The organism is Pseudoalteromonas sp. APC 3893 (genome assembly GCF_030408095.1).
Classification (GTDB): domain Bacteria; phylum Pseudomonadota; class Gammaproteobacteria; order Enterobacterales; family Alteromonadaceae; genus Pseudoalteromonas.
The window spans coordinates 48,521-74,055 of sequence record NZ_JASDCD010000007.1; the positions used below are offsets into that span (position 1 = coordinate 48,521).

Sequence of the window (25,535 nt, forward strand, 5' to 3'; positions counted from 1 at the left end):
TGTGCTTTGTTTATTTTGAGCTCTTATTTATTTTAAAGGTAATCCTCAAGCCTAATGGATACTGAGATAGAACTGAAGTTTTTGGTGTCAGATGCCGTTGTTCCACTGATCCCCGCGTTAATTACTCAATTTGCAAAAACCGTTACAAATAAGCCTTCTCGAAGTTTGCAAAATGCATACTACGATACGCCAAGTCGTGAGCTTAGAGCGCTTGATATTGGTTTTAGAACGCGTTGTTCTGATAGCCAATGTGAGCAAACAATTAAGCTTGCAGGTGAAGTGATGGGGGGATTACATCAACGCCCTGAATATAACTTACCACTTGAGAGCAATCGTCCAGACATTAGCGCTTTTGATAGCAGTATCTGGCCTCATGGTATGCAAGTGAGTGCAATTGCAGCAAACTTATATCCTATTTTCAGTACTAACTTTATTCGCCGTACTTGGTTAATTGAAACCGACAGCGGTGCAAAAATTGAAGTGGTTTTAGACAAAGGCGAAATTTCAGCATCAGGGCAAATGGAACCAATCTGTGAACTTGAAATTGAGTTGATGGAAGGTAGCCGCGATGAACTTTTTGCCTTAGCCGATAAATTAGTAGCACAAAATAATATTCGCTTAGGTTTATATTCAAAGGCAGCAAGGGGCTACCGTTTAGCGGATGAAAAACCGCTAAAGCCGAGTAAATCTATAGGCTTTGTATCATTGCCTAAAAAGCCAACGCAAGAACAAGCATTAATAGCTGCAATTGGCTTTGGCATTCGATTTGTGCAAAAGCATGAGCAATGTTATTTCAATAAACCAAGCTTAAAAACACTTAAGCGTGTAACGGATGGCATTAGCTTAATTCGTCATACATTTTGGTTGTTTGATGACATCGTTGATAAAAGCACCACAGAATCTTTGCGTGTGGAGCTAAAGTGGCTGTTAAGTGAGCTTGCTTGGGTAGAAAATGCTATTCAGTTAAAAACGTATACTTCAAAACGCCACGCTTACTATAAAAAAATAAACAGTGCGCCTGAGCTCACGCAAGTTATAAATGACTTAAAAGAGCTACAGCCGAGTATTGACGATATTAATAAACTATTTCATACCGCACGCTATAACCGACTATTATTAGCCTTAACCACTTGGCTTGTTGATAAGCAATGGCGCAAAAGCTGGAGTCAAGCTGAATACCAAGCTGCGGAGCAGCCGGTGGCTGACATTGCAAGCCGATTATTCAATAAGGATTGGCAAGACTTACATCAATTGCTACCAGAACAACAAGCTATTAGCTCTAAAGAGTACTTAAATCTTAGGGCTCGTTTAGAAAATAGCCTACTGAGCGGTAATTGTTTAGGTGCGTTGTACGATAAAGAAGAGCGCAGTGAATTTCGTATTCCTTGGTTAGACATTTCTCATGGGATTTATGAGTTAAGTACGCTGGAATACTTAAAGCAGTTATGTGCGGGACAAGACGACGAAGAGCTTGCAAAAATTCAGCGCTGGCTTGAGAAAAAGTCAGAGTTTTTAGTCGCAGCGATGGAGCAAAGCCGTCAAGCGTCCTTTAAAATTCAGCCTTATTGGCAATAAGCGTTTGTAATAAGCAACGCAAAGGAATGTGAATGCTAACTAAATTACTGTTATTTATTACTGCTTTTTATTGTTTAACTGCGCCAGCTCAGGAAAAACAATGGCAGCTATGGAAGCAGCAAGATGGCGCTAGCATTTCCTATAAAAAGCATGAAAACGGCATATTAGAAGTGCGTGGAAGCATCACAGTACATGGCAGTAGTGCTGATGATTTTATGGCGCTATTGAGTGACACGCAGCAAGCTCCGTTATGGATAGAAAATGTCACCTTTGTTGAAGTGCTGTCTCGGCTCAGTAGTTCAGAAACAATAGTATATACGCAACTTGATTCGCCGTGGCCGGTTACAGATCGAGATATGGTAAGTTATTCTTGCTATCAACGATTGAGCCCCTCTCAAACACAGTTAATAATTACAGCTTATCCTGATTATAAAGCAGAGGTTAACTCAGTAATTAGAATAAAGGATTTACAAGCCCGTTGGTTGTTAAATGAGGAAAACACCGAGCAAGGTCGCAGTTTAACTCTAACGCATGACGTTTATGCCGATCCCGGTGGTGCAATCCCGCATTGGATAAGTAATAAAGTTGGGTTAAAAAGCGCCCTAAAAACGTTACTTGAGTTACGCCGACAGCTCAATATGAAAGCATACACTCCTGCGCTACAGATAAGCCAAGCAGGTGATTGTGCTTAAGGTATTTTGTATTGAGTTCGGGTTATATTGAATTAATAATAAGCTTTTTATTGTTGATGATTAATAAACCGGTAAAATCGATCTTTATCGCTGTTATTCGATTCTGAACAACTTTTGAAAGTTAAGTTTAGATTACGCAAATTTAAGATATAAAAAAATGAATAAACCAGAAATAAACTTAATTAATAAGCCCAACGGCATTGGTCTTGGGCGTATTATTAAAGCAACTAAATGCTCTATTAAAGGCTTTAAAGCAGCGTTTAAAGAAGAGTCAGCTTTTCGAACCGAATTGGCGTTAGGGATTGTGTTATTGCCATTATCATTTTGGTTCGCGCAATCACCACAACACTGGGCGATATTGGTTGTTAGCTTTTTATTTTTATTAGTTGTTGAGCTACTTAACTCAGCCATTGAAGCGTTAACCGATAGAGTTGGGGTTGAGTACCATGTTTTATCTGGCCGCGCGAAAGATATTGCCTCTGCGGCTGTTAGTTTAGCCTTGTTGATATTAATGGTAGTTTGGGGGGTAGCAGGGTATGAGAAAATACTTACATTGATAGGTTAGGAAGTTAGGTAAAACGGCTACGGGCTTCGTGAGGCGAGCTTCGAATAGATCTTAGCACCGAGTCAGTTCTAGCTATTATTTTTATAATTACTTCTCTAAAGCGCAGCGCCTCTTAAGCTCTTTGTGAATAAATTACTTTTTAATTTAATTGCACGGGGTAAACTCGCGACACAACAACACGATTTATAAGCATAAAAAAAGCGCCAAACGGCGCTTTTTTTAATTCGAACAAAGACTGGAGTTAAAGGCCAGCAGCGGCGCGAAGTGCGTCAGCTTTATCTGTGCGTTCCCATGGGAATTCATCGCGACCAAAGTGACCATAAGCCGCAGTTGGTTGATAAATAGGACGCTCAAGATCAAGCATTTGAATTAAGCCGTAAGGGCGTAAGTCAAAATGTTCACGAATAAGTTCGATTAAACGTGATTCTTCAAGCTTACTTGTACCAAACGTTTCAACACTGATTGACGTAGGCTCTGCAACACCAATAGCGTAAGACACTTGTAGCTCACACTTATCAGCAAGACCAGCCGCTACTACGTTCTTAGCAACGTAACGTGCAGCGTATGCAGCTGAACGGTCAACTTTTGATGGATCTTTACCAGAGAATGCACCACCACCATGGCGTGCCATGCCGCCATAAGTATCAACGATGATTTTACGGCCAGTTAAACCACAGTCACCCATAGGTCCACCAATTACAAAACGGCCAGTCGGGTTGATAAAGAACTTAGTTGCGCTAGTAATTAACTCAGTAGGTAGTACCGGCTTGATAATAGTTTCCATCACCGCTTCTACTAAATCTTTTTGTGAAATGTCTTCACTGTGCTGAGTAGAGAGTACCACAGCATCAATGCCTACTGGCTTGCCGTTTTCGTATGCAAACGTAACCTGTGATTTTGCATCTGGACGTAACCAGTTTAGCTCGCCGCTTTTACGTACTTGTGCTTGGCGCTGTACTAAACGGTGAGAATAAGTGATTGGTGCAGGCATTAGCACTTCAGTTTCGTTACATGCGTAACCAAACATTAGGCCTTGGTCGCCAGCGCCTTGCTCTTCTGGGCTAGTACGGTCAACACCTTGGTTAATGTCAGGTGATTGCTTACCGATAGTGTTTAAAATTGCACATGAGTCTGCATCAAAACCCATGTCTGAATGCGTGTAGCCAATTTCACGCACTGTTTTACGGGTGATCTCTTCAATATCAACCCATGCGCTAGTAGTGATTTCACCACCAACCATCACCATACCGGTTTTTACGTAAGTTTCGCACGCAACACGGGCATGAGAGTCTTGCTCTAGGATAGCATCAAGTACCGCATCAGAGATTTGATCGGCGATTTTATCCGGATGACCTTCAGAAACAGATTCAGAAGTAAATAAATGTTTTGCCATTGTATTTCTGCTCACAAATATTGCGCTTCACAAACGTCGGTATTAGCGCTAAAAAATTAAGGGGCGTATTTTATCTAAAACAAGGTTACTTGCATAGTTTTTTTACGCCTAGACGTCTAAATAAAATTACTAATAACATTTTGTTCTTAAAAAAAATTCATAATGCCTAATTTAATCAGGTTTTTAATTGCACACAGCCCCCACAATAAGTAAGAATGGGTGTTCTTGTTAAACACACAATAACCAGCGCAAATACAGTTAAAGGTAGGAGAATTCATGCCGTCTCGCAAAGAACTTGCAAATGCTATTCGCGTCTTATCAATGGACGCAGTACAACAGGCCAAATCTGGCCACCCTGGAGCCCCTATGGGCATGGCTGATATCGCAGAAGTACTATGGCGCGATTATCTAAATCACAATCCAACGAATCCAGAGTGGGTAGACAGAGATCGATTTATACTCTCAAACGGCCACGGTTCAATGCTTATTTATTCTCTTTTGCATTTAAGTGGTTATGATTTGCCTATTGAGGAAATTAAAAACTTCCGTCAAATGCATTCAAAAACACCAGGACACCCGGAGTATGGTTATGCACCCGGTATTGAGACTACTACGGGCCCATTAGGTCAAGGGATCACAAATGCGGTAGGTATGGCGATTGCTGAAAAAGCATTAGCGGCACAATTTAACCGTGAAGGTCACGATATCGTTGATCACTATACTTATACGTTCTTGGGCGATGGTTGCCTAATGGAAGGTATTTCTCACGAAGCGTGTTCACTTGCAGGTACATTAGGCCTTGGTAAGTTAGTTGCATTTTGGGATGACAACGGTATTTCAATCGATGGTGAAGTTGAAGGTTGGTTTAGCGATGATACACCAGCACGTTTTAAAGCCTACGGCTGGCATGTAATTAGTGGTGTAGATGGTCATGATTCAGACGCAATTCGCACCGCAATCGAAGAAGCACGCAGCATCACCGACAAACCAACACTAATTTGTTGTAAAACTGTGATTGGTTACGGTTCACCAAATAAATCGGGTAGCCATGATTGTCACGGCGCACCACTAGGTGAAGACGAAATCAAAGCAGCACGTGAGTTCCTTGGTTGGACTGGTGAGGCATTTGACATTCCAGCTGATATTTACAGTCAGTGGGATGGCAAAGAAAAAGGTAAGCAACTAGAAGCTAATTGGGATGAAAAATTTGCCGCATACGCAGCTGCACACCCAGAACTAGCAGCAGAGTTCAAACGCCGTACAAGTGGTGAGCTACCAGCTGATTGGGCTGAAAAATCACAAGCGTATATTGAGCAACTTGACGCAAACCCAGCAAATCCAGCATCGCGTAAAGCATCACAAGATGCGCTCAATGCATTTGGTCCTTTATTACCTGAATTTATGGGCGGCTCTGCTGATTTAGCAGGTTCAAACTTAACAATTTGGAAAGGCTCTAAAGGCCTTGAGGCAAATGACGCTAGCGGTAACTACATCTATTACGGTGTACGTGAATTTGGTATGTCTGCGATTATGAATGGTATTGCACTGCATAAAGGTTTTATTCCTTACGGTGCGACTTTCTTAATGTTTATGGAATACGCACGTAACGCTGTACGTATGGCTGCATTAATGAAAGTGCCAAGCATCTTTGTATACACGCACGATTCAATTGGTTTAGGTGAAGATGGTCCAACTCACCAACCAGTAGAGCAAATTGCTAGCATGCGTTTAACGCCAAACCTAGTTAACTGGCGCCCGTGTGATCAGGTTGAGTCTGCAATCGCGTGGCAACAAGCCATTGAACGTAAAGACGGCCCAACGTCACTTATTTTTACGCGTCAAGGTCTTGCTCAACAAGCTCGTTCAGCGCAGCAATTAAGCGACGTGAAAAAAGGCGGTTATGTACTTAGCTGTGATGGCGAGCCAGAGCTTATCTTAATTGCCACAGGCTCTGAGGTGCAATTAGCGCAAGACTCAGCGGCAGAACTACGTAAGCAAGGTAAGAAAGTACGTGTTGTGTCTATGCCATCTACTGATGTATTTGATGCACAAGACGCAGCCTATAAAGAAAGTGTACTACCAGCTGCAGTTTCACGCCGCGTAGCAGTCGAAGCGGGTATTGCTGATTACTGGTACAAATACGTAGGCCTAAACGGCGCAGTAGTAGGTATGACCACCTTTGGTGAGTCTGCACCTGCTAACGAGCTGTTTGAACACTTTGGCTTTACAGTAGAAAACATCGTAAACAAAGCAAACGACTTGTTTTAAGCTTTAACGATTAAAATTTAAAAGCCCGCACTGTACTAAACGCAGTGCGGGCTTTTTTATTGGTAGGTTGGGTAGAGCGTAGCGAAACCCAACAGCCAGAGCCCAGGCCAGAACCACAGCTGTCAGTCATAAGCCGTCAGTTTTTAATTTGAGGACAGTGCCAAGGAAAAATCGTAGGAGGGTGCTTTAGCCTCGATTTTTAGTGCCTTTTTTAGTCTTTTTAGGTTTCATTATAATCGTTCTGGGTAGTGGAATTACTGCTAATATGAGACAAGGCAGTTATGATTGAATCTGTTTATTAAAAGATAACTGGGGATTTAATCACTTATTTAACCTTTAAATCTCGACGCGCTAGAGCACGACCTGCACTGTTAGCCCGAAGCCCGAAGCCCGAAGCCCGAAGCCCGAAGCCCGAAATCAAATGAACTTTTTTCACATCACTGCACTTGCAAGCCTTAGACGTATCAGGCACTGTGTCATTAATTAAAATTATAAACTTAAATAAACAGGAGTGAGGATGTCTCAGTTTGATAATGTAAGTGTTGTTAAAACAGCAAACGTGTACTTTGACGGTAAAGTTTCAAGCCGTACGGTAATTTTTGCAGATGGCAGCACCAAAACATTAGGCTTTATGCAAGCGGGTGAGTTTGAATTCGCCACTAGCAAAAAAGAATTAATGGAACTCAATGGCGGTCAGTGGCAAGTTTTACTACCAGGCGAGAGTGAATGGAAAACAATGTCAGCAGGTGAGTCATTTAACGTTGATGCGAACGTTACTTTCCAAGTAAAAGTGGCTGATTTTGCCGATTACTGTTGTTCGTACACTTAATATACAAAATCAACAATCGCGCTGAAAGCCCCGCATCATGCGGGGTTTTGCATATTTAATGCCCTCGGATTGATCTTAATCACCTTTAATAACAAATAAATGTCATATTTCTGAGTTTTCTGCTTGTGTTAATTCAAATAGCCCCCAATACTAGAGTTGAGGTAACAAAAAAAAGGATACCCTATGAAAATTAATCTTTCTGGTCACCATGTTGACGTTACTGACTCTATTAGAGAACACATCAACGAAAAGTTTTCAAAAATTGCGAGCCATTTTCCATCTCTGATCGCACTCGATATTATTCTTTCAAAAGAGCATCATAAGCTCCAAGCAGAAATTAGCACTATTTATGAAGGCGCGCGTTTATCAGTAAAAGGTGAAGATGAAGTTCTTTATCCTGCAATTAAAAACGCGGCTAAAAAACTCGATGCGGCACTAAAACATCGTAAAGGACAAATTAAAGCGAACCTACACGAAAAACCAGTGAGCACCACACCTGAAATTGCTCACGAAAAAGTTCAAGAAATGGACTTGCGTTAAAAATAAAGGGGCTAGGTTCTAGGTAACTAGGATCTAGCGAACCGTTTAATCTTCCACTAATTTTCTCACTTTCAATCCTTAGTAAAACGCTGTAACTTGCTTATTAATAAAAACAATATAGTAAGCACACACATGCAATCAGCAGTATCAACTTGGCAAACCCGTTTAAACGCACTAGGCCCTGGCATTTTAATGGCTACAGCGGCAATTGGTGGTTCTCATTTAGTAGCATCAACCCAAGCAGGGGCAATCTTTGGCTGGCAGCTATTTTGGCTAATTGTGGTGGTAAATATTCTTAAATATCCGTTTTTTCGCTTTGGTATAGAGTACACGCTAGCCACTAAAAAAAGCTTAGTTGAAGGCTATCAGAGTAAAGGGCCTTGGTTCTTTTACAGTTTTATTGGTTTGAATATTATTGCTGCCATAGTAAATACCGCTGGCGTGTTATTACTCACCGCAAGCCTATTGCATTATGCTTTGCCAGTGAGTATTTCTGTGACGCTATTATGTTGGTTAATTTTAGCGGTATGTTTGGTTATTTTATTGCTTGGGCATTTTAAAGCACTCGATAACGTTGCTAAAGCGATTATGGGCTTACTCACCCTTGCTACTGTTATTGCCCTTATAATTGCATTTAGTAATGGGCCAATGGCACCTGTAGGCTATGTTGGCCCCTCACCGTATGAGCTTGCTATGCTGGGTTTTATGGTCGCACTTATGGGCTGGATGCCTGCTCCCATTGAAATTTCAGCTTTAAGCTCGCTATGGCTAAAAGAAAAACAAAGCCAACAAACGGTAACACGAGCGCAAGGTTTGTTTGATTTTAATTTAGGTTATTGGTTAACCGCAGGGCTGGCATTAGTATTCTTTTCACTCGGTGTGTTAGTGCAATACGGACAAAGCGCAACTATAGAGCTAGGCGGCGTGGCGTTTGCAAAACAGCTGATTGATATGTACGCCTTCACAATCGGCGAGTGGGCAAGGCCATTGGTGTCGGTTATCGCCTTTTTATGTATGTTTGGTACTACTTTAACTGTGCTAGACGGTTACGCGCGTACACTTAACGAATCACACAAGTTATTAGGCTTTAAGCAAAGTAAACACAGCTTAAACACCTGGCTAATACTGCAATCACTCGCTGGCATGGCGGTGATTTTGTTTTTTAAATCAGCCCTCGGCCCCATGCTCACCTTTGCCATGACACTTGCATTTGTCACCACCCCGGTATTTGCATGGCTAAACTTCAGCCTAGTGCGCTCAGAGCCCAGTATTCAACACTCTAAACTAGTACGTACTTTAAGTTGGATTGGCTTGGTTTATTTGGTTGGTTTTACATTGGTGTTTTTAGGTTGGAAGCTGGTTTAATTAAGTGAGCGAGTTACAAGAGTTAGCAAGAGTAAAGTTAGCGAGGGTAAAGCAATAATAGCTAACTTGAAAAGTGTACGCTATTTGCGTATATTTAGTTAATGGAATGATAGATTTAACAGCAGATCAAAAGAAACAGTTAAAAGATTTTATGGAGGCGTGGCGCAATGAGCAATCGTGATTTATTTTCAGAATTAACTACAGCTCTTATTGATGCAAAGGCGCATTCACAAGGTAAGCTTACATTACGCACACATGCAGTGAATGATATAGACGAGCTTGCCATTTCACCCGATGAAATCATTAAAATTCGCGAAACGTTTAATATGTCGCGCGGCGTGTTTGCAAACCTATTACATACATCAGCAAGAACCCTTGAAAACTGGGAGCAAGGCCGCAGCGCACCGAATGGTCAAGCGATAACATTGCTAAAGCTAGTGCAGCGTCACCCTGAGACATTGAACCACATAGCTGAGTTGTGAGTTGGTATTTCTAGTACCTAGCCCCTATAACCTCGTATCTATGTTAATTCTCTAATCGCATTACTAATGCCATCCAAGCTCAGTGGGTACATGCGGTTATTCATCAACTGTTTTATAAAATCAATGGATTGATAGTAACGCCAGTGTTCAACCGGTTGTGGGTTGAGCCACGCGACTTTATCAAAGTGATTGGTGACTCGCTGCAACCAGGCACTGCCGGGCTCTTCGTTGTAGTGCTCTACTGAGCCGCCGGGATAGGCGATTTCATACGGGCCCATAGTAGCGTCGCCAACAAATATTACTTTATAGTCGCTGGTGAACTTGTTGATCAGCGTCATGGTGTCGATGACGTTTGAGTGGCGGCGTTGGTTATCTTGCCAAACATGCTCGTATAAACAGTTATGAAAGTAATAAAACTCTAAGTGTTTAAACTCGCTGTGGGCGGCGCTAAATAGTTCTTCACAGGTGTGAATGTAATCATCCATTGAGCCACCAATATCAAGCAACATGAGTACTTTTACCGCGTTATGGCGCTCTGGTGCCATTTTTACATCCAGCATACCGCCTTGTTTGGCGGTCGCGCGAATGGTCTCGTTTAAATCTAACGTGTCACTTGCGCCAGTGCGGGCAAATTTACGTAGTTTTTTAAGGGCGAGTTTAATGGTGCGCGAGCCTATTTCACGATCTGAATCTAAATTTCGGTATTCGCGTTTATCCCACACTTTTACCGCGCGGCGGTTGCGATTACCGTCTTGACCAATCCGCACGCCTTCTGGGTTATAACCATACGCACCAAAAGGTGATGTACCACCCGTGCCCACCCATTTACTCCCGCCAGCATGGCGTTTTTGTTGTTCTTCAAGGCGCTCTTTCAGGGTTTTCATTAGTTCATCAAGGCCGCCCATGGCTTTGAGTTGGGCTTTTTCTTCATCGCTTAGGTGTTTTTCAAACTCTTTGCGCAGCCAGTCATCAGGTAAATCATATTGCTGTTTTAGGCTTTCGAGTAAATCGAAATCAGCAATGCCGCTAAAGTAATCAGCAAAGGCTTTATCAAAACGGTCAAAATGGGTTTCGTCTTTTACCATAATGGTACGGGCTAAATAGTAAAACCCGTCAACATCGGCAAATACCGCGCCTTTTTTTAGTGCATTGATTAAATCAAGTAGCTCACGCATGCTCACAGGTAGTCGGTATTCACGCAGTTTGAAGAAAAACGCAATCAACATGTTAACGGCGGCTCATAAAGGCAAGTTTTTCGATTAGGCTGATGTCTTGCTCATTCTTCAAAAGCGCGCCAAACATTGGCATTAGGCCGCTTTTTTGGCTTTTGTCGTGCAGCGTTTTTGCGTCGATGTCTTCGGCCATAAGTAGCTTTAACCAATCGAGTAATTCGCTGGTGGAAGGTTTTTTCTTAATGCCGTTAACTTCGCGTAGGCCAAAAAATACTTCCAGCGCTTGGCGTACTAAATCTTGCTTAACGTGAGGGTGATGTACGTCGACAATTTGCTGCATTTCGTCACTTGATGGAAAGTCAATGTAATGGAAAAAGCAGCGGCGTAAAAATGCATCTGGCAGTTCTTTTTCGTTGTTTGAGGTGATGATCACAATAGGGCGCTGTTTAGCAACTACGCGCTCGCCGGTTTCATAAACATGAAACTCCATTTTATCAAGTTCAAGCAATAAATCGTTCGGGAATTCAATGTCGGCTTTGTCTATTTCATCAATCAATAATACTGGGCGTTTATTATTCTCTTCGCCGTAGGTAAAGGCTTGCCAAAGCTTACCTTTAACAATGTAATTGCCGATGTCGTGCACACGCTCATCACCGAGTTGGCTATCACGTAGGCGTGACACCGCATCGTACTCGTATAAGCCTTGCTGTGCTTTGGTGGTCGATTTGATATGCCACTGTATCAGTGTGGTATCTAAACTTTTCGCCAGCTCTTCGGCCAACATGGTTTTACCTGTGCCGGGCTCGCCTTTAATCAAAAGTGGCTTTTCCAGCAAAATAGCCGCATTAACCGCTTGTTTTAACGAATTACTTGCGATGTAGTTATCTGTAGAATTAAATTGCACGGTAATACCTTATCTGGTCTGAGCAGTAATGATTTTAAACATGATGCCATAACTATTCGGCATCGCCAAGGTAAGCAAAGCGGGGGATAGTTTGACCGTCTTTTTCCACGGTTTCTAAAAACATACTCAATGGACGCGCCCAAATGCCAAATTCGCCATAGAGGGCTTGGTAAATAACCAGTTGTTCTTGCGTCTCGCTGTGGGTGGCAACATGGAGCACTTTATATTGCGGACCTTTGTAGTGTTGGTATAAGCCTGATTTGAGGGAAAGTGGTTTTATTGCTGTAGTCATGTTTTGATCTCTTGTATAATTTGTGCTTGCACTTTTAATGCTAACTAATTTGCCACTATTATGAACTATATACCGTTAGATGATTACAAAAAAGCGTGGGTTTTTCGCCACCAAGATGCGCCTGTTTCAGAGCAAGATCTTGCTTTAATTAAGCCTATGAGTCATGAACGTGCCGCTGTACTTTGGAGCACTATGGTGAGCCGAGAGCACGACCACCCAGACTTTTTTGATAAAACAGATTGGTGTGGTAAAGACGAAAGCTTTACACAAACTGTGCACTGGGAAGCAGCCTGGGAAGAAGGGGCAGAGCTACCACCTGAAGAAATTTTAGCGCACTTAGATTGGCAGGCAAATACGACTGTGTATTTTTGTATGGCGCGAGATAACATTATTGAAACCAGTTTTGCGGTATTTAAACGTAACTGGCAGAACTTTATGTTTTTAGCAGACGGCAGTTTATTACTTGGTAAAAAACGTGATGCTGTTGTGCAGTTTTTAGAAAACGGTGATGCAAAGCTGGGTAATAAGCCTGCTTAGACGCTTAAAAAGTGGTCAATACTATGCTATAAAATAAACACCTAGGTGTATTGAGTAGAAGCGTTGACTGCGAGTAACCCTGATCAACAAGTTGATATTTGGCAATCTGATGCACAACGTGTGTTGTATGCTCAACTATGCAATGCGTTTTATGCTCGTGAAATAACTCGATTAGTTAGCGAACCTAGTGAACAGCGCCTACGCGCGATATTAAAAAGTTTACCTTACTATATTGAACGTGCAGCCACTCGTGTGGTGAATGGTCAGGTCCCTTTTGTGCTTGATCCACAAAATGGTAGTTGGTTAGATAAACAAAAGGCCAAACCACCTAGCCAAGATGATCTTGCCGATTTTTATTCCCGCTATAAAAAATTAGGCTTAATTGTGCCGTTATTACTCGATAACGCCAATCAAACTCGGGTAGCAATAGACAGTATCGACCAAGTAAGCGACAATAAACTTCATTGTAATGAACATGGTTGGTTTGATTGCCAAGGTAGGTCGCTTGAAGGGCAAACTGCGTTACTATTAAAACCAACAAAAGCAACGATGAGCGCTGCTTGTTGTGGCCACCAGTGGCGTTTTAATAAGCGATGCGCTCCGCGTGTGCTGTCGTTGAGAGAAATGCTGCTAGCTAGTAATATTAACTGGCGTAATTTAAAGCGCACTCATGTTCAGTAAAACTTAACATCAGTTGTCTTCTAATGTGTATTTTTAACTTAAACTGATAAAGCAACAACCAAGGAGTGTTTAATGCGGCTGTTTCAATTTGCGCTACTTTGTTTAGCGTTGTTTGTACAATACCGATTGTGGTTTGGTCACAATGGTGTGCAAGATTATAGTCGATTAAAATCAGCGGTTACTTCCCACCAAGACACTAATGCCAACTTAATAAAGCGCAATAAAGTACTTAAAGCTGATATTGAAGACTTAAAATTAGGTCAAGAAGGCGTTGAAGAGCGCGCTCGTAACGAATTAGGAATGATCAAGCCAGGTGAGACATTTATACGTGTGTTACCTGGACAACAACTCAATGAAAAATAAACATACAATCGCTGCTATTGTCCCTGCCGCTGGTGTAGGTAGTCGGATGAAACATAGCGCGCCAAAACAATACATAACTCTGGCCGGGAAAACTATTTTAGAGCATACATTAGCTAAGTTGGCTAAGCTTTCACAGCTCGATAAAATAATTGTGGTGGTCAGTGATGATGACCCCTTTTACGAACAGATACCCCAGATGGACAAGCGAATCGTTCGAGCCTGTGGTGGTAAAGAGCGTGCTGATTCAGTACTAAATGGGTTATTAACCTTGCATGCTGATCCACCTGATTGGGTGTTAGTGCATGATGCTGCTAGACCGTTAGTTAATACAACTGATATCGAACACTTAATACTGCAATGCCTAAGCGCTGATGAAGGTGGCATTTTAGCGACTAAGGTCAAAGACACAATAAAGCGTGGTGATACCCACAGTGAACAAACGGTGCCACGAGATGACTTATGGCAGGCATTGACGCCACAATTTTTTAAATACACAGATTTAACGAACGCACTACAAGGTGCATTGGCACAGCAAGTAGCAATCACCGATGAGGCATCAGCTATTGAGTGGGCGAAAAAACCAGTCAAGTTAGTGCCTGGGCGCAGCGATAATATAAAAATAACCACACCAGAAGATTTAGATTTAGCCCACTTTTTACTCCAAAAACAACACAGCGAGAACGCATCATGATTAGAATTGGCCATGGCTTTGATGTTCATAAATTTGGCGGCGAAGGCCCGTTAACTATTTGTGGTGAAAAAATAGCTTACCCACAAGGGTTTTTAGCCCATTCCGATGGTGATGTGGCAATTCATGCATTGTGTGATGCGATTTTAGGTTCGCTTGCGATGGGTGATATTGGTAAACACTTTCCAGATACTGCCAGCGAATATGAAAATATCGACAGCCGTATTTTACTTCGTCATGTAGTTGATTTAGCTAAGCAGCAAGGCTACGTACTCGGTAATGCAGATGTCACGATTGTGGCTCAAGCGCCAAAAATGTTGCCTCATATACAGGCTATGCGTGAAAACTTAGCCGCCGATTTAAAGGCCGAGCTTAGCCAAGTGAATGTAAAAGCAACTACTACGGAAAAGCTGGGTTTTGAAGGACGTAAAGAAGGCATTTCAAGCCATGCAGTAGTGATCATGAGTAAGCTCTCAGTATGAGTGAATTAAACTATTTGTATGGTAAGCCGTTATCTCAAGCGGACTTTAAAACCTCGGCTGAAGACTTCATGGTTGATGAAGACCTTGGCATTGAATTTACTGGCAGTGGTGAACATGTGTGTTTGCAAGTCGTAAAAAAAGGCGAAAACACCCAATATGTTGCTAAGTTACTGGCGCAAAAAGCGGGGATTTCACCACGGGATGTCAGTTATGCGGGTATGAAAGATCGCCACGGCGTATGTAGCCAATGGTTTAGCGTGCCAGTGCCAATAAAAAAAGAGATTGATTTTACTGAGCTTAATAGTGACTCGGTATTTATAGTTTCTCAGCAACGACACAATCGTAAACTGCGTACGGGATGCCATAGGGGTAATAAATTTACAATTACGCTGCGCAATGTCACACAGCCGTTAGATATTCTTTGTAGAATTAATGCCGTTCGTGCCGGCGTACCTAACTATTTTGGTGAGCAGCGCTTTGGTCATGGCGGGCATAACCTTGATATGGCAAAGCGAATGTTCGCTGGCGAGCGTATTCGTGATAAAAAATTACGTGGCTTGGTTATTTCAGCGGCACGCTCCTATGTGTTTAATCAAATTGTTAACTTACGTGTTGCCGAGCACGGTTTGGCTAAAACCATGCACCGTGAAGTATTTATGCTCAGCGGTAGTAATGCCTTTTTTGAAGACGCCATTAGCGATGAAAATATTGCTCGGCTTGCCTCTGGCGACATTATGATGTCGGCACCTATGGTAGGTAAAAGCGAAAAAGGCTTAACAGAGCAAGAGAAAGAATGGCTAGAACCATACCAAGAATGGTGTGAAGGGCTTGGTGAGCTGGGCCTTAAAAACGAACGCAGAATGTTACGCTTAATACCACAAGATTTAGCGGTAGAAACAATTGATGAAACCACGATAAAATTAAGCTTTGGTTTGCCTAAAGGCACCTTTGCTACAGCACTACTTCGTGAGTTGGTGGATTACACCGATGCGAGCCCCAAATTACACAAAGAAAAGGACGCGTAAATGAAAATTTTATTGAGTAATGATGATGGTGTAAACGCGAAAGGAATTGCCGTACTTTATCAAGCTTTGACACAAATTGCTGATGTCACTTTGGTGGCACCTGATCGTAATTGCAGTGGCGCAAGTAATTCTTTAACGCTGATGAACCCTTTGCGTGCGACCAAGCTTGAAAATGGTTTTATATCAGTAAACGGCACACCAACAGATTGTGTGCATTTAGGTGTTAATGAGTTGCTAGATGAAAAGCCAGACTTAGTTGTTGCGGGTATTAACCATGGCGCTAATTTAGGTGATGACACGCTTTATTCTGGCACTGTTGCTGCTGCCACCGAAGGTCGTCATTTAGGCTTGCCTGCTGTGGCTGTGTCGTTATGCTCAAAAGAAGGTAACTACTTTGAAACCGCGGCTGCGGTGGCTGTTAGTATTATCAAAGAGCTCACTTCGCATCCATTACCAAAAGATCAAATTATAAATATTAATGTACCAGATATTCCATTGAGTGAACTAAAAGGTGTTCAGGTAACCCGCTTAGGTGCTCGCCACAAAGCTGAAACCATGACCAAGCAACAAGACCCATGGGGCCGCGATATATTCTGGTATGGCACCTTAGGTGCAGAAAGTGATGCCAGCAATGGCACAGATTTTTATGCCATTAATAATGGGTATGCATCAGTTACACCTTTAAGTGTTGATATGACCGCGAAAGAAAGCATACAAGCGGTTGGCGATTGGCTTAAAACAATGGAGATCAATGGTGCTGTCTAATTATACTCGCAGTGCGCAGGCTCTGGCTGATTTATTAGCGCGAGAAGGCGTTGAGGATAGGCAGGTTCTCGATGCGATTGCTGCTATTCCTAGACATATATTCATCGACGATGTACTAAAGCACAAAGCTTATCAAAATACAGCATTACCAATAGGGCAAGGACAGACTATTTCACAGCCTTATATAGTTGCCCGCATGACAGAATTACTGCGCTTGGCTGGGGTTCGTGATAAAGTTCTTGAAATTGGTACTGGGTCGGGTTATCAAACTGCAGTACTGGCAAAAACCTTTACCAAAGTATGTTCAGTTGAACGTATAAAGGCGCTGCAATGGCAAGCCAAACGGCGATTACATAACCTTGATTTGTACAACGTAGCAATGAAACACGGAGATGGCTGGCAAGGCTGGCAATCACAAGCCCCGTTTCAAGGGATTATTGTTACAGCTGCAGCATCGCAAGTTCCCCAAGCATTACTTGACCAACTCGCCGATGGGGGAGTAATGATTGCACCAATTGGCAACGAAGAACAACAACTGGTAATGGTTGTTAGAAAAGATAATAAATTTACCCAACATGTAATTGCACCAGTGAGATTTGTTCCACTTGTCCCTGGTGATATTGAATAGGAAGTCACTTTGAAATTGTTTACTAAGTTATACGATATGGCGTTAGTGTGGGCAAAACATCGCCATGCAGAGCGTTATTTAGCCGGAATGAGTTTTGCTGAATCTGTTTTTTTCCCGGTTCCGCCTGATGTAATGTTAGCACCTATGGCACTTGCGCAACCTAGCAAAGCTTGGCGTTTTGCCAGTTTTACTACGATTGCATCTGTGATTGGTGGTGTTTTAGGTTATTTGTTGGGGTTTTGGTTATTTGAACCTGTGGTTGAACCGCTTATTAGCCAAATGGGTTGGCAAGACAAATTTAATATCGCTCTTGAGTGGTTTAAAAGCTACGGCGTTTGGGTGGTTTTTTTAGCTGGTTTCTCACCCATTCCTTATAAAGTATTCACTATAGGTGCAGGGCTTTTACATATGGCCTTTTTACCTTTTTTACTCGCTTCAGCGGTTGGCAGAGGCGCGAGGTTCTTTTTGGTCGCAGCGCTAATGAAGTGGGGCGGTGTGAAAATGGAGCAAAAATTACGTCAATACGTTGAAGCACTTGGCTGGGGCTTAGTCATTTTAATCGTCATTGCTTACTTTTTATTACGTTAACCGCTAAAAGTTACAACTTTTGAAATTAAGGGTAAAGCACCATGAATAAACAATATGTGCTCTATGTTACTTTATTTATGAGTGTTTTGCTCAGCGCTTGCTCTTCCCGCCAAGCCCCTGCACCTGTTAGTAGCTTGGATACAAGTGTTAAACCATACACCAGCAGAATAAATATAAATGGGGACAAGTACACCGTTAAAAAGGGAGATACGCTTTACTCTATAGCATTTAGTGCCCGCCAAGATTTTCGAACATTAGCAAAAAATAATGCTATACCAGCCCCTTACATTATTCATCCTGGTCAAGTGATCTCTTTTATTCGTGTTACAGAAAAAAATAAAAAGCAGGAAAAATATACGAATTCGAGCAGAAAGTCTACAAAATTAAAACTAAAAAATAACAAAAAATTAAAAAAAGAGCTTGATCAGCCAAAACAACGAGAGTATGTTCAAAAGCAAGCCAGTAAAAAAGTTAGTAATACTAGCCAGTTAAACCCAAGAAAGGTACGTTGGTCTTGGCCCGCTAAAGGTAAAGTAACACAACGTTTTTCGACTAGGGAAAATGGGTATAAAGGGCTACAAATTACTAACAAAAAAGGGTCGTCTGTTTTAGCAGCAGCACAAGGGACCGTGGTATATGCGGGTAACGCACTTCGAGGATATGGTAATTTAATCATTTTGAAACACAATGATGATTACCTTAGTGCCTATGCACACAATTCGAAGCTGTTAGTTAAAGAGAAACAGAATGTGAAAGCAGGGCAAAAAATAGCAGAGATTGGCAGTTCAGATTCTGATGTTACGGCATTGCGTTTTGAGATCCGTTATAGAGGAAAAGCTGTTAATCCCCAAAAATACTTGCCTTAGCTATCGGGTATTGACACCAGTGATTGAATAATCACTTATTTGCTTGAGGGTACGCTAATGGGTAACACAGCAAAAGTAGAAAAAACGAAGTCCGCGGCTGATGAAAAATTTGATGATGTGGTAGTTGAAGAAGCTACAGCATTATTAGAGGAAGTCGATAAAGAAGATGATATATTCGCTAAAGAGGAGGTAACCAAAAATTTAGACGCCACTCAATTGTATTTAGGTGAAATTGGATTCTCTCCTTTATTGAGTGCTGAAGAAGAAGTGTTTTTTGCCCGCAAAGCGTTAAAAGGCTGTGAAGCATCCCGCAAACGCATGATTGAAAGTAACCTACGTTTAGTTGTAAAAATTGCCCGTCGCTATAATAACCGTGGTCTTGCATTACTTGATTTAATTGAAGAAGGTAATTTAGGACTTATTCGTGCTGTTGAAAAGTTTGATCCCGAACGTGGCTTTAGATTCTCAACCTATGCTACTTGGTGGATCCGTCAAACTATTGAGCGTGCGATTATGAATCAAACGCGTACCATTCGATTACCTATCCATGTAGTGAAAGAGTTAAATGTATACCTACGTACAGCGAGAGAATTGACACAAAAACTTGATCATGAGCCAACCGCAGAAGAAATTGCAGAGTGTTTAGATAGACCGGTTGAAGACGTCACAAAAATGCTGCGCTTAAATGAAAAAATTACCTCAGTCGATACACCAATTGGTGGCGAAAACGATAAAGCATTACTTGATATTATCGCAGATGAAAAAGGTTTTAGCCCTGAAGGCGAAGTACAAAACAATGATATTAATAAGCATATTGTAGATTGGTTAGGTGAACTTAATCCTAAACAACGTGAAGTATTAGCTCGTCGCTTTGGTTTGCTTGGTTATGAGCCATCAACGCTGGAAGATGTAGGCCGTGAAATTGGCTTAACGCGTGAGCGAGTTCGCCAAATTCAAGTTGAAGCATTACGCCGACTTAAAGACATTTTGCAACATGAAGGGTTAAGTACAGATAGTTTATTTGAACAGTTTTCGTAACTATATAAATATTAATACATAAATTAAAAAACCGAAGCGATTATCGCTTCGGCTTTTTAATGTCTGCAATTATTACAACAGTGCTTTTAATTTATACAGTAAATCTTGCGCTTGGCGCGGGCTTAAATTATCTAAATCGATTTCAGCCAGCTGAGTTTCTACTTCACTCGGTTCGCTTTCAAATAATGATACTTGTTGCGTGTTTATATCTGCGGTAACAGGTTGATGGTTTTCGAGCATCTTTAGCTTTTGCTTAGCCTGTTTTATAACTGCTTTTGGCACACCAGCTAATGCCGCAACTTGTAAACCAAAGCTTTTACTCGCCGCGCCATCAAGTACAGTGTGCATAAACGCGATAGTGTCATTGTGCTCAATCGCATCTAAATGCACATTTACCAGCCCCGTTTGTTGCTCGGCTAGTTCGGTCAGTTCAAAGTAATGGGTGGCAAACAGTGTTTTTGCTGCAATTTTTGATGCTAAGTGATCAGCGGTTGCATAGGCGAGTGACAGACCATCATAAGTACTTGTACCACGGCCTATTTCATCCATTAATACCAGTGATTGCGTGGTTGCATTGTTTAGAATTGTTGCGGTTTCGGTCATCTCAACCATAAAAGTTGAGCGGCCAGAGGCTAAATCATCGCTGGCACCGATGCGAGTGAATATTCGGTCAATATTACCAATTTTCGCGCTATCTGCAGGCACAAAACTGCCAATATGAGCCATTAATACAATCAAGGCTGTTTGACGCATATAGGTTGATTTACCACCCATATTTGGCCCAGTAATAATCAACATTTTACGTTGATTGTTAAGTTCAACAGGGTTGGCAATGAATGGGTCTTTCATTACTTGTTCAACCACAGGGTGACGGCCTTGCTTAATGCTAATATCGTCGTTATCGCAAAGCTGTGGCTTTGCATAATTAAGAGCTATTGCACGCTCAGCTAAATTATTAAGTACGTCTAAATCAGCAAGGGCTGCAGCCATTGTTTGCAGCTGCTCTATGTGTGGGGCGATAAACTCGAATAATTGCTCATAGAGTTGCTTCTCCAGTGCGAGTGCCTTTGATTGGCTGCCAAGCACTTTGTCTTCATGCTCTTTTAGCTCTGGAATAATATAGCGCTCGTTATTTTTAAGCGTTTGGCGTCGAATATAATCTGCTGGCACTAAATGTGAGTTAGCACGGCTTACTTCTATAAAAAAGCCATGCACTTTGTTGTAGCCAATTTTAAGGGTACTAATGCCTGTACGTTCGCGCTCACGTAATTCTAATTGATCAAGCACATCAGTGGCACCTTGGCTGAGTGCACGCCATTCGTCGAGCTCACTGTTATAGCCTGGGGCAATTACGCCTCCGTCACGAATAAGCACAGGTGGGTTATCAATAACAGCACGTTCTAATAAATCTTGCAGTTCAGGTAAAGCTGCAGAGTCAGCAATAATTTGTGCAATGCGAGGGTCACTAGCGACATTTAATAATGCATGCAGCGGGCTTAACGCTTGTAATGCACCGCGTAGGCGAGTTAGATCGCGAGGTCTTGCGGTCCATAATGCTAAGCGCGCTATAACACGTTCTATATCGCCTATTTGCTTAAGTGACTCGTGTAATTCACCACATAATTGCGCATCGATTATGGCACTAATAGCATTCAGGCGAGCATTAAGTTCGGGTTTTGAACGAATAGGAGTGTGAATGCGACGCTTTAGTAACCGTGACCCCATCGCTGTTGCGGTTTTATCAAGTACTTGAGCAAGGGTATTTTCGTACCCGCCAGATAGGTTGAGTGTGAGCTCTAAATTTTTTCGGGTGGCAGCATCTAAAATTACCGCATGTTCGTTATGTTCAAGGGTGATCGCACGAATATGAGGCAAGGCAATTCGTTGCGTGTCTTTAACGTATTGCATTAAGCATCCGGCGGCAATTAACGCCGCTTTGGCTTTATCAACCCCAAAGCCGACTAAATCTTTAGTGCCAAATTGATCGCATAAAAGATGCTGTGCAGTGTCTAGGTCAAATTCCCATTCAGGGCGGCGGCGAATGCCTTTAATATGCTCTATTAAATGTACGTTAGAAAAATCTTCACTATAGAGTAATTCTGCTGGTGCTAAACGTTGCAGTGTTGAGCTAAAAGCTTCATCGGTATTTACTTCAACAATATTAAAACGCCCAGAATTGATATCTAAATAGGCAATTCCGTATAAACCTTTTTTACTTTGCCATACACTGGTAAGTAAATTATCTTGACGCTCTTGTAGCAGGGCTTCATCAGAAATAGTTCCTGGCGTAACAATACGTACCACTTTGCGCTCTACAGGTCCTTTGCTGGTTGCAGGGTCGCCAACTTGTTCACAAATCGCTACAGATTCACCCATTTGTACTAATCGCGCCAAATAGTTTTCAACTGCATGATAAGGTACCCCAGCCATAGGGATAGGATCACCACCGGCTTTACCACGATGAGTTTGTGAGATATCTAAAAGCTGCGCGGCACGTTTTGCATCATCAAAAAAGAGTTCGTAGAAATCACCCATTCGATAGAACAATAAAATATCACGATGCTCAGATTTTATTTTTAGATACTGCTGCATCATCGGAGTTTGTTGACTTATTGTCTGTGGTGCATAAAGATCAAACGACATGTATTTACCCAAAGGCTGAATATGGAGTTACATCAAGAGATTAAAACACTTGCTGCGCAATTAGGCGCTATTTTAACGGATAAACGCTTATGGATCACTACCGCTGAGTCATGTACTGGTGGCGGGGTGAGTTATGCGCTTACCGACACACCCGGAAGCTCTGCTTATATTGACCGTGCGTTCGTTACTTATAGCAATCAAGCAAAACAAGATTTACTTAAAGTAACGGCTGCAACGCTTGCAGAATATGGCGCTGTGAGTGAGCAAACAGTGCTAGAGATGGCAGCGGGCGCATGTAAAGCCACCAATGCAGATATTAGTATTGCAGTTTCTGGCGTTGCTGGGCCTGGTGGCGGCACAAAAGAAAAGCCAGTTGGGCTTGTCTGGTTTTGCATTCAAATAGGTAATAAACAGTACCCAAGTCAGCAATTGTTTTTTGGTCATAGAGCCAGTGTTCGATCCCAAGCTATTGTTTATGCTTTAAAAGAAGTCATAGAGAAGATAAATTTATAAAATAAGCTTGATACTGTAATTTCATACAGTATACTTGTCTGCATTAGCCGGATTTGGAGAACAAAATGAACGATAACAAACAAAAAGCATTAGATGCAGCTTTATCTCAAATTGAGCGTCAATTTGGTAAAGGCTCAATCATGAAATTGGGTGACAATAAAGCACTAGACATTGAGGCTGTATCGACAGGTTCACTAGGTATCGATATTGCTTTAGGCATAGGTGGCTTACCTATGGGTCGTATTGTTGAAGTGTATGGCCCTGAATCATCAGGTAAAACAACTTTAACGCTACAAGTTATCGCTCAAGCACAAAAAGAAGGCAAAACCTGTGCATTCGTAGATGCTGAGCACGCACTTGATCCAGTTTACGCGCAAAAGTTAGGCGTAAATATTGATGATTTACTAGTGTCTCAACCAGATACGGGTGAGCAAGCGCTAGAGATTTGTGACATGTTAGTACGCTCAAGTGCTGTTGATGTTGTGATTGTCGATTCAGTAGCAGCCCTAACACCAAAAGCTGAAATTGAAGGCGACATGGGTGATTCACACATGGGCTTACAAGCTCGCTTAATGTCACAAGCATTACGTAAGCTAACGGGTAACATTAAACGCTCAAACACATTATGTATTTTCATCAACCAAATACGTATGAAAATTGGTGTTATGTTTGGTAACCCTGAAACAACAACCGGTGGTAATGCACTTAAGTTTTACGCTTCAGTTCGTTTAGATATTCGTCGTATTGGTTCTGTGAAAGAAGGCGATGAAGTTGTTGGTAACGAAACTCGCGTAAAAGTGGTTAAAAACAAAGTTGCACCACCATTTAAACAAGCTGAATTCATCATTATGTATGGTGAAGGTATTTCTAAGCATGGCGAACTTATTGATTTGGGTGTTAAGCACAAAATTGTTGAAAAAGCCGGTGCATGGTACAGCTACAATGGCAGCAAAGTAGGGCAAGGTAAATCTAACTCAATTAAGTTCTTAAAAGAGAACCCAGAGATTTCAGACGAAATTGAAGGTAAATTGCGCGATATGCTTTTGCTTAAAGCTGAAATTAAACCGGAAGACGGTGAAGACTCGGGCTTAATTGCAGAAGATGAGTTATAAAAATTAAAGAGTAAGCGCGATTTGACCCGCACTTAACAATTAAAAAAGCCGCTAAATAATTAAATTTAGCGGCTTTTTTGTATTTATACTTTGTTAGCAAGTTAGCAAGTTAGCAAGTTAGCAAGTTAGCAAGTTAGCAAGTTAGCAAGTTAGCAAGTTAGGGCTAAAATGCATACTTAACAGAGAACTGCAAGCGATCCATATCACCATCATTGCCACTTTCGAGTTCACGTTCAGCGTGTTTAAATTCAGCACCAAAGGTTAGTTTTTTAACGGGTGAGTAGAGAATATTAGCGCTGTAGCTTTGGCTAGATTCAGTTGGGTCACCTGTAATTGTAAGTAAATCAATGTTATTGTCAGCTGAGAAGAATGAGTAGAGGAATGTTGAGCGCCATTGGTTATTCCAATTATGCTGATAAGCAACAAAACCTGAGGTTGAGTCAATGGCATCGAGTTCATCGCCATTTAATACGGCTCCATGGGCAACATTTAAACCGACGTAACGACCTAAGCCTTTGCCTTGGGTAAGCATAAATTTAAGGTTATCTTGACCAACTTTAACCATACCTGATGCACTAAGACCAATTGAGGTTTCATCAGCGTCAAGACCACCCACTTTATACGTAAGTTGCCGAGCAAGCGCTGCAACCACTAAGTTACCCCAATCTGCTTTATGCGTATAACGTGCTGTAAAATCCGGTAATGATGCATCATCGGTTACAGCCATACCATTTGAAGTTGTAATTGTACTTTCAGGGTTTTCTAGTGAGAAAGACCATGCACCGGTGGTGTATTTAACTTGTGCTTGGCGAACAAACACCGTGCCTTCAGCTGGACCTACAAAATCAAGTGTTTCAGGCAGTGCACCCACATTTTGGAAGTTTGACCATGTTTGACCAAATAACCATCCATCATAAGAAATAAAAGCGTGGCGAATACGTGGCGCGTATGAGTTAGAAACTCGTTCATTACCACCAGCAGCAGACGCTAAAAAATCTATTTCGATTTTACTGTTTATGGTTTTGCCGTTGTCTAAGAGTGTTGATGTGCCAAAATTAAAACGAGACTGGCGTGCGTGCATATCAAATACAGCATCAGAGTCGTCGTCGGTGCCAACTGTTAATGTACTTGGTACATAAAAGTCACGCCCTACATTTGTTCCAGCAGGAGCACCAGCTGAATAATCACTCCACATTGCATCAATTTTTACGTAACCGCCATAATTAACATCTGTGTCACCAATTGTGGCAGCTTGTGTTGTCGTGCTCAGTGCGCATAAAACAGCGGTTGCGGTGAGGGATCTTATTAGTGTTGTTTGTGTTGTCATGATTGGTTTCCTATTCGGTGCAGTTGTTATACTTCTACTAATGCCACTTTTGATGATGTACGCTTTTTACTCAATTACCTATTGGTCTATTAGACTAATGTTTGACAACAGTAGACTTGTAAGAACAGGGTTGTTAACCTTATGTTATTAAAAAGTTTAAAGCAGTAAACGCTAATTTTGCTCTAATTTAGGGCCAATAAAA

Annotated in this window: 27 protein-coding genes; 21 read left to right on the forward strand and 6 right to left on the reverse strand. The window is 41.8% G+C overall.

The genetic code is table 11. The annotated features are described in order from the left end of the window. Window positions 1-54: 54 nt before the first annotated feature. The 3 genes from QMA12_RS10630 (at window position 55) to QMA12_RS10640 (ending at window position 2,832) form a co-directional block, all read left to right on the forward strand. A complete protein-coding gene (locus QMA12_RS10630; protein ID WP_087531042.1) occupies window positions 55-1,575 on the forward strand; it encodes a CYTH and CHAD domain-containing protein in 1,521 nt (506 codons plus the stop codon). Between the two features lie 32 nt (window positions 1,576-1,607). After that, on the forward strand, window positions 1,608-2,267 hold the full coding sequence (locus QMA12_RS10635) for an START domain-containing protein (protein WP_290210168.1): 660 nt from the start codon (window positions 1,608-1,610) through the stop codon (window positions 2,265-2,267). 172 nt (window positions 2,268-2,439) lie between these two features. Continuing rightward, entirely contained in the window at window positions 2,440-2,832 is a 393-nt protein-coding gene (locus QMA12_RS10640) for a diacylglycerol kinase (RefSeq protein ID WP_087531184.1), read from the forward strand. A gap of 241 nt (window positions 2,833-3,073) precedes the next feature. On the opposite strand, the gene metK is transcribed toward QMA12_RS10640, so the two are convergent. Beyond that, window positions 3,074-4,225, reverse strand: a complete 1,152-nt coding sequence (metK, locus tag QMA12_RS10645; protein ID WP_290210169.1) for a methionine adenosyltransferase — start codon at window positions 4,223-4,225, stop codon at window positions 3,074-3,076. Between the two features lie 276 nt (window positions 4,226-4,501). On the opposite strand from metK, the gene tkt reads away from it, so the two are divergent. The 5 genes from tkt to QMA12_RS10670 all read left to right on the forward strand — a co-directional run bounded on the left by tkt (window position 4,502) and on the right by QMA12_RS10670 (window position 9,709). Further along, entirely contained in the window at window positions 4,502-6,493 is a 1,992-nt protein-coding gene (gene tkt, locus QMA12_RS10650; protein WP_290210170.1) for a transketolase, read from the forward strand. 517 nt (window positions 6,494-7,010) lie between these two features. Continuing rightward, entirely contained in the window at window positions 7,011-7,322 is a 312-nt protein-coding gene (locus QMA12_RS10655) for a pyrimidine/purine nucleoside phosphorylase (RefSeq protein WP_087531038.1), read from the forward strand. A 183-nt stretch (window positions 7,323-7,505) separates the two neighbouring features. Further along, window positions 7,506-7,862, forward strand: a complete 357-nt coding sequence (gene raiA / locus QMA12_RS10660) for a ribosome-associated translation inhibitor RaiA (RefSeq protein ID WP_087531037.1) — start codon at window positions 7,506-7,508, stop codon at window positions 7,860-7,862. Between the two features lie 132 nt (window positions 7,863-7,994). Beyond that, window positions 7,995-9,227: a divalent metal cation transporter gene (locus QMA12_RS10665; RefSeq protein WP_290210171.1), complete on the forward strand. Its 1,233-nt coding sequence runs from the start codon at window positions 7,995-7,997 to the stop codon at window positions 9,225-9,227. A gap of 167 nt (window positions 9,228-9,394) precedes the next feature. Continuing rightward, the gene (locus tag QMA12_RS10670) at window positions 9,395-9,709 is read left to right on the forward strand and encodes a type II toxin-antitoxin system MqsA family antitoxin (protein WP_290210172.1); all 315 of its coding nucleotides are present in this window, start codon (window positions 9,395-9,397) and stop codon (window positions 9,707-9,709) included. A 38-nt stretch (window positions 9,710-9,747) separates the two neighbouring features. Here the strand turns inward: QMA12_RS10670 and QMA12_RS10675 are convergent, their stop codons facing one another. From QMA12_RS10675 to QMA12_RS10685, 3 genes are read right to left on the reverse strand one after another with little or no spacing between them, the layout of a single operon-like run. Next, the gene (locus tag QMA12_RS10675) at window positions 9,748-10,935 is read right to left on the reverse strand and encodes a VWA domain-containing protein (protein WP_290210173.1); all 1,188 of its coding nucleotides are present in this window, start codon (window positions 10,933-10,935) and stop codon (window positions 9,748-9,750) included. Window position 10,936: 1 nt separating this feature from the next. After that, window positions 10,937-11,785, reverse strand: a complete 849-nt coding sequence (locus QMA12_RS10680; RefSeq protein ID WP_290210174.1) for a MoxR family ATPase — start codon at window positions 11,783-11,785, stop codon at window positions 10,937-10,939. A gap of 52 nt (window positions 11,786-11,837) precedes the next feature. Further along, window positions 11,838-12,077, reverse strand: a complete 240-nt coding sequence (locus tag QMA12_RS10685) for a DUF1653 domain-containing protein (RefSeq protein ID WP_290210175.1) — start codon at window positions 12,075-12,077, stop codon at window positions 11,838-11,840. Between the two features lie 60 nt (window positions 12,078-12,137). Between QMA12_RS10685 and QMA12_RS10690 the strand changes: the two genes are divergently transcribed. From QMA12_RS10690 to rpoS, 11 genes are all read left to right on the forward strand, one after another. Then, a complete protein-coding gene (locus tag QMA12_RS10690; RefSeq protein ID WP_256829146.1) occupies window positions 12,138-12,614 on the forward strand; it encodes a DUF2947 domain-containing protein in 477 nt (158 codons plus the stop codon). 63 nt (window positions 12,615-12,677) lie between these two features. Further along, entirely contained in the window at window positions 12,678-13,295 is a 618-nt protein-coding gene (locus tag QMA12_RS10695; RefSeq protein ID WP_087531030.1) for a hypothetical protein, read from the forward strand. Between the two features lie 72 nt (window positions 13,296-13,367). Continuing rightward, on the forward strand, window positions 13,368-13,658 hold the full coding sequence (ftsB, locus tag QMA12_RS10700; protein ID WP_087531029.1) for a cell division protein FtsB: 291 nt from the start codon (window positions 13,368-13,370) through the stop codon (window positions 13,656-13,658). After that, window positions 13,648-14,349, forward strand: a complete 702-nt coding sequence (ispD, locus tag QMA12_RS10705; RefSeq protein WP_290210176.1) for a 2-C-methyl-D-erythritol 4-phosphate cytidylyltransferase — start codon at window positions 13,648-13,650, stop codon at window positions 14,347-14,349. The genes ftsB and ispD overlap by 11 nt, the downstream gene beginning before the upstream one ends. Continuing rightward, window positions 14,346-14,828, forward strand: coding sequence for a 2-C-methyl-D-erythritol 2,4-cyclodiphosphate synthase (ispF, locus tag QMA12_RS10710; RefSeq protein ID WP_087531027.1), 483 nt, complete (start codon window positions 14,346-14,348; stop codon window positions 14,826-14,828). Before ispD ends, ispF begins: the two co-directional genes overlap by 4 nt. Beyond that, complete coding sequence (locus QMA12_RS10715; RefSeq protein WP_087531026.1) at window positions 14,825-15,853, forward strand: tRNA pseudouridine(13) synthase TruD; 1,029 nt, start codon at window positions 14,825-14,827, stop codon at window positions 15,851-15,853. The genes ispF and QMA12_RS10715 overlap by 4 nt, the downstream gene beginning before the upstream one ends. Further along, complete coding sequence (surE, locus tag QMA12_RS10720) at window positions 15,854-16,618, forward strand: 5'/3'-nucleotidase SurE (protein ID WP_087531025.1); 765 nt, start codon at window positions 15,854-15,856, stop codon at window positions 16,616-16,618. Next, window positions 16,608-17,246: a protein-L-isoaspartate(D-aspartate) O-methyltransferase gene (locus tag QMA12_RS10725; RefSeq protein ID WP_087531183.1), complete on the forward strand. Its 639-nt coding sequence runs from the start codon at window positions 16,608-16,610 to the stop codon at window positions 17,244-17,246. Before surE ends, QMA12_RS10725 begins: the two co-directional genes overlap by 11 nt. 9 nt (window positions 17,247-17,255) lie before the next feature. Beyond that, window positions 17,256-17,834 carry a YqaA family protein gene (locus QMA12_RS10730; RefSeq protein ID WP_087531024.1) on the forward strand — a complete coding sequence of 193 codons (579 nt, stop codon included), beginning with the start codon at window positions 17,256-17,258 and terminating at the stop codon, window positions 17,832-17,834. Window positions 17,835-17,875: 41 nt separating this feature from the next. Beyond that, complete coding sequence (locus QMA12_RS10735) at window positions 17,876-18,700, forward strand: peptidoglycan DD-metalloendopeptidase family protein (protein WP_087531023.1); 825 nt, start codon at window positions 17,876-17,878, stop codon at window positions 18,698-18,700. 57 nt (window positions 18,701-18,757) lie between these two features. Then, window positions 18,758-19,738 carry an RNA polymerase sigma factor RpoS gene (gene rpoS / locus QMA12_RS10740; protein WP_087531022.1) on the forward strand — a complete coding sequence of 327 codons (981 nt, stop codon included), beginning with the start codon at window positions 18,758-18,760 and terminating at the stop codon, window positions 19,736-19,738. 72 nt (window positions 19,739-19,810) lie between these two features. Here the strand turns inward: rpoS and mutS are convergent, their stop codons facing one another. Next, window positions 19,811-22,381 carry a DNA mismatch repair protein MutS gene (mutS, locus tag QMA12_RS10745; protein WP_290210177.1) on the reverse strand — a complete coding sequence of 857 codons (2,571 nt, stop codon included), beginning with the start codon at window positions 22,379-22,381 and terminating at the stop codon, window positions 19,811-19,813. A gap of 21 nt (window positions 22,382-22,402) precedes the next feature. Here mutS and QMA12_RS10750 point away from each other — a divergent pair, with 21 nt between their 5' ends. Both QMA12_RS10750 and recA read left to right on the forward strand, forming a co-directional pair. After that, window positions 22,403-22,894, forward strand: coding sequence for a CinA family protein (locus QMA12_RS10750; RefSeq protein WP_290210178.1), 492 nt, complete (start codon window positions 22,403-22,405; stop codon window positions 22,892-22,894). A gap of 65 nt (window positions 22,895-22,959) precedes the next feature. Then, window positions 22,960-24,006, forward strand: coding sequence for a recombinase RecA (recA, locus tag QMA12_RS10755; RefSeq protein WP_087531019.1), 1,047 nt, complete (start codon window positions 22,960-22,962; stop codon window positions 24,004-24,006). A 163-nt stretch (window positions 24,007-24,169) separates the two neighbouring features. On the opposite strand, the gene QMA12_RS10760 is transcribed toward recA, so the two are convergent. After that, complete coding sequence (locus QMA12_RS10760; RefSeq protein WP_087531018.1) at window positions 24,170-25,333, reverse strand: DcaP family trimeric outer membrane transporter; 1,164 nt, start codon at window positions 25,331-25,333, stop codon at window positions 24,170-24,172. Window positions 25,334-25,535: the final 202 nt, after the last annotated feature.